Raw genomic sequence first — 3,846 nt, 5'->3', positions numbered from 1 at the left:
CCCTTGCGTGCACCCACGATGAACTCCTTCCCCGGTGACGGGTCCGGACTCCCTCAATGGGAGTCTTCTCCTCGCAAAACAGCACAAACCAGGAAAATCATAAAGTTCACCGGATGCGACAAGGGCCGCGCGGGGAGTGTCCCCACGCGGCCCTCGGAGGCCCTTCAAGCTGCTTCAGACGGCGGCGAGACGGCTCAGGCCGGCTGGATGTCGCTGTTCTTCACGCGGAAGGTGGTGGCGGTGAACTTCGCCTCCAGCTCGCTGCCATCGCGCTTGGAGTAGTCCTTGGCCACTTCCGCGGCGGGGATGAGGTGGAAGGTAGCGAGCGTCTCGTCGGCCTTCACCTCCACCAGCACGAAGCCGTGCGAGTCCGTGTCCGCGAAGCGCAGGCCCGCGTTGGAGTCCTTGAGCGTCTTCTCCATGTTCGCGACGGCGTACTGGTACACCGGCGCGCCCTGCGCGTAGCCCGCGCCCAGCAGGGCCAGGCCCGCCAGGCTCTTGATGGAGCCGGAGGTGATGCCCGGCGCCGTCAGGGTGGGCACGCCCTCCTCCACCGACGCGAACGACGCGTGGATGTCCCCGGAGAGGAACAGCGCGTTCTGCACGCCCTTGGCCTTGAGCGTGTTGAGCATCACCTTCTTCTTCGTGGGGAAGCCGTCCCACTGGTCCACGCTGAAGTAGAAGCGCTGGCGCAGCGACGGATCCGAGATGTCCGTCTTCTTGCTCAGGTCCCAGATGAGCGCCGACAACGACGTGGAGCTCACCACCATCTTCCAGGTGTTGGTCGCCGTCGTGAGCGTCTGGTTGAACCACGCCTCCTGGTCCGGGCCAAACACGTCCTCGCTCTTGCCGGCGGACAGCTGGTACTTCACCGCCGCGAACAGGTCGAACGTGTCCTTCACCACCACGTAGCGCGAGCCCTGGATGTTGAAGAGGGAGCTCTTGCCCATGTGCACGTACGCCAGGCCCCGGGGCTTGTCCGCCGGGGGGATGACGAGCGCGGCGTAGCCCGCCGCCTGGAGCACCTGGTTCACGTAGAAGAGCGCCACCGGGCCCTGCACCCAGGTGGCCACCTTCTGCGTGGCCTCCACGTCCGTCAGCCCCGCGTCCTTCGCCTGCTTCAGGTACACGCCCTGGAGCACCTGCTTCTGCGCCGCGTAGGCCGCGTCATTCAGGTTCACGTACGCGAACGTGTCCGCCTGGAAGACCTGCTTCACCGCGTCCGGCTGCCCCTGGAGCGCCGCGCCCAGCAGCGTCGCGTCGAGGGCCACCGCGCCCGGCCACGCGTCCTCCGGGATGAGGTGGTCCGGGCGGTAGCTGCGGTAGTCCGTCACCAGCAGCTTCAGGTGCCGGCCGTACTCGAAGTCGCGGTAGATGCGCGTGTTCGGGAAGCGCGGCTCGGCGTCCACGTCGACCACGCCCTCGGCCGTCTGCGCGGAGTCCAGCGGGATGTACTCCAGGAACGCCTGCTCCGCGTTGTGCTTGCGCTCCCGCTGCGTCTCGTCCCGCTTGCCGTCCTCGTACGTCGCCACGTCCTTCCAGCAGTCGTCGGAGAACTCGTGGTCGTCCCAGGTGATGATGAACGGGTAGCGCTCGTGCACCGCCTGCAGCTGCCGGTCCGTGCGGACCGTCTTGTACAGGTCGCGGTAGTTGGACACCGTGTTCGCCGCCAGGAACGCGGTGACGCCCGTGCCCTGCGCCAGCGCGCCTTCAGGCTCGCTGAAGCGCACGGCGCGCCCCCCGCCGGAGGACTGGAAGGACGTGTCGCCCGTGGTCTCGTAGACGTAGTCCCCGAGGAACACGATGAAGTCCAGGTCCGCGTCCAGCTGCAACAGCCGCTGCCAGGCGTTGTAGTAGCGGCCGATGAAGTCCTGGCAGCTCGCGAACACGAACTTCACCGGCACGTCGTCACCGGCCGCGGGCGCGGTGCGCGTGCGCCCCACGCGCGTGGTGTTCTTCTGGCCGTCCTTCTCGTAGGAGAAGCGGTAGTAGTACGTCGTGCGCGGCGACAGGCCCGTCACCTTCACCTTCACCGCGTGGTCGTGCGCCGCCTGCGCCGTCAGGTCCTTCTTGTCCAGCACCAGCGAGGCGAAGTCCTGCGTCGTGGAGACCTCCAGCCGCAGCGTCAGGTCCTCACTGGCGCGCGCGGTGTCCTCCACGCGCACCCACAGGATCACGCTGTCCGGACGCGGATCTCCCGACGCCAGCGACTGCGGGAAGAAGGGCGAGCCAGCCGAAGGATCCGACGTCTCCGCGTCGGAGTCGGAGCATCCAAAGGTCGTCGTCGCCGCGACAGCAACCACGGCCTGCAGGAACGTGCGGCGTTTGAAGGGGTTGAACAAGGCGATGGGCTCCAGCGGGAAGCGGTGGAAGGGGTTCCCGGGTCGCGAAGTCTAGAGCCCCTCCTCCCTCCACACGAAACATCCCCGCGACACGCCCGCATGACCCCACGCGTCACGCGTCCGTGCCCCACACACCCAAAAAAGAAGAGGCCGACCGCCAGTGCTGGCAGTCGGCCTCGTCCTCCAGGTCCACGCACGCCGCTCCCCCCGGAGGTACGTGGTGGACCTTCTGCTTCAGCGAGTCGGGACCGACTACTTCACGGCCTTCACGCGCGGGCGCTTCTCGCCCTCGGCGGGCTCGGCAGGGGCTTCCGCGGCGGGCGCACCCGCGGCGGCGGCCTTGCCGATGCCGTACTTCTCCAGCACCAGGTTTTCGATCTCCTTCTGCGTCTCCGGATGCTCGCGCAGGAACTCCTTCGCGTTCTCCCGGCCCTGGCCGATGCGCTCTCCCTTGAAGGAGAACCAGCTGCCGCTCTTCTCCACGATGTTCTCGTTGGAGGCCAGGTCGATGAGGTCGCCCTCACGGGAGATGCCCGTGCCGTACATGATGTCGAATTCGACTTCCTTGAACGGGGGCGCGACCTTGTTCTTCACGACCTTCACGCGGGTGCGGCTGCCCACCACGTTGTCACCGTTCTTGATGGCGCCGACGCGGCGGATGTCCATGCGCTGCGACGCGTAGAACTTCAGCGCGTTGCCGCCCGTGGTCGTCTCCGGGTTGCCGAACATCACGCCAATCTTCATGCGGATCTGGTTGATGAAGATGACGCACGTCTGGCTCTTGGAGATGGTGCCCGTGAGCTTGCGCAGGGCCTGGCTCATGAGGCGCGCCTGCACGCCCATGTGCGCATCGCCCATCTCGCCCTCGAGCTCCGCCTTCGGCACGAGCGCGGCCACCGAGTCCACCACCAGCACGTCGATGGCGCCCGAGCGCACCAGCATCTCCGCGATCTCCAGGCCCTGCTCGCCGGTGTCCGGCTGGGACAGGAGCAGGTCGTCGGTGCGCACGCCCAGCTTGCGCGCGTAGCCCACGTCCATCGCGTGCTCCGCGTCGATGTAGCCGCACACGCCGCCGCGCTTCTGCGCCTCCGCGACGATGTGCAAGCAGAGCGTCGTCTTGCCGGAGGACTCCGGCCCGAAGATTTCGATGATGCGCCCCCGCGGCACGCCGCCCACGCCCAGCGCGATGTCGAGCGAGATGGACCCCGTCGAAATGGCCTGGATGTCCTTCATCATCGGCTCGTCGTTGCCGAGCCGCATGATGGAACCCTTGCCGAACTGGCGCTCCACCGCTGCCAGCGCCAGCTCGATCGCCTTTTCCTTCTCCTGATTCACGGCCATTTCTCGTCGCTCCTTGGAAGAGTGGGCCACCCCGGCCCACCTGAACGCGCTTTTAGTACGCGATGGGTAGACCCTAGTCCACCCCTCTGACATCCGTTTTGGGTTCTGGAGCTCAGTTCTTGCGGAGGGCGGCCAGGAAAGCGGCCACCAGACCGCCCAGCCC

Annotated in this window: 2 protein-coding genes; both read right to left on the bottom strand. The window is 67.0% G+C overall.

Going from position 1 to position 3,846, the window contains the following annotated elements; all coding sequences use genetic code 11:
• Positions 1-194: 194 nt before the first annotated feature.
• Positions 195-2,342 (bottom strand): alkaline phosphatase D family protein, encoded by a 2,148-nt coding sequence (locus tag D7V93_RS39825; RefSeq protein WP_120648254.1) that lies wholly within the window; start codon positions 2,340-2,342, stop codon positions 195-197.
• Positions 2,343-2,594: 252 nt separating this feature from the next.
• A complete protein-coding gene (gene recA, locus D7V93_RS39820; RefSeq protein ID WP_120648253.1) occupies positions 2,595-3,683 on the bottom strand; it encodes a recombinase RecA in 1,089 nt (362 codons plus the stop codon).
• Between the last annotated feature and the right edge of the window lie 163 nt (positions 3,684-3,846).

This window comes from Corallococcus llansteffanensis (genome assembly GCF_003612055.1).
GTDB classification, from domain to species: domain Bacteria; phylum Myxococcota; class Myxococcia; order Myxococcales; family Myxococcaceae; genus Corallococcus; species Corallococcus llansteffanensis.
The sequence above is the reverse complement of the archived record's forward strand: the minus strand, read 5'-3'. Positions and strand labels throughout refer to the sequence as shown.

What these genes read in the sequence shown, in the direction of transcription:
- recA (WP_120648253.1), bottom strand. Translation starts at nt 3,683, where the DNA reads ATGGCCGTGAATCAGGAGAAGGAAAAGGCGATCGAGCTGGCGCTGGCA.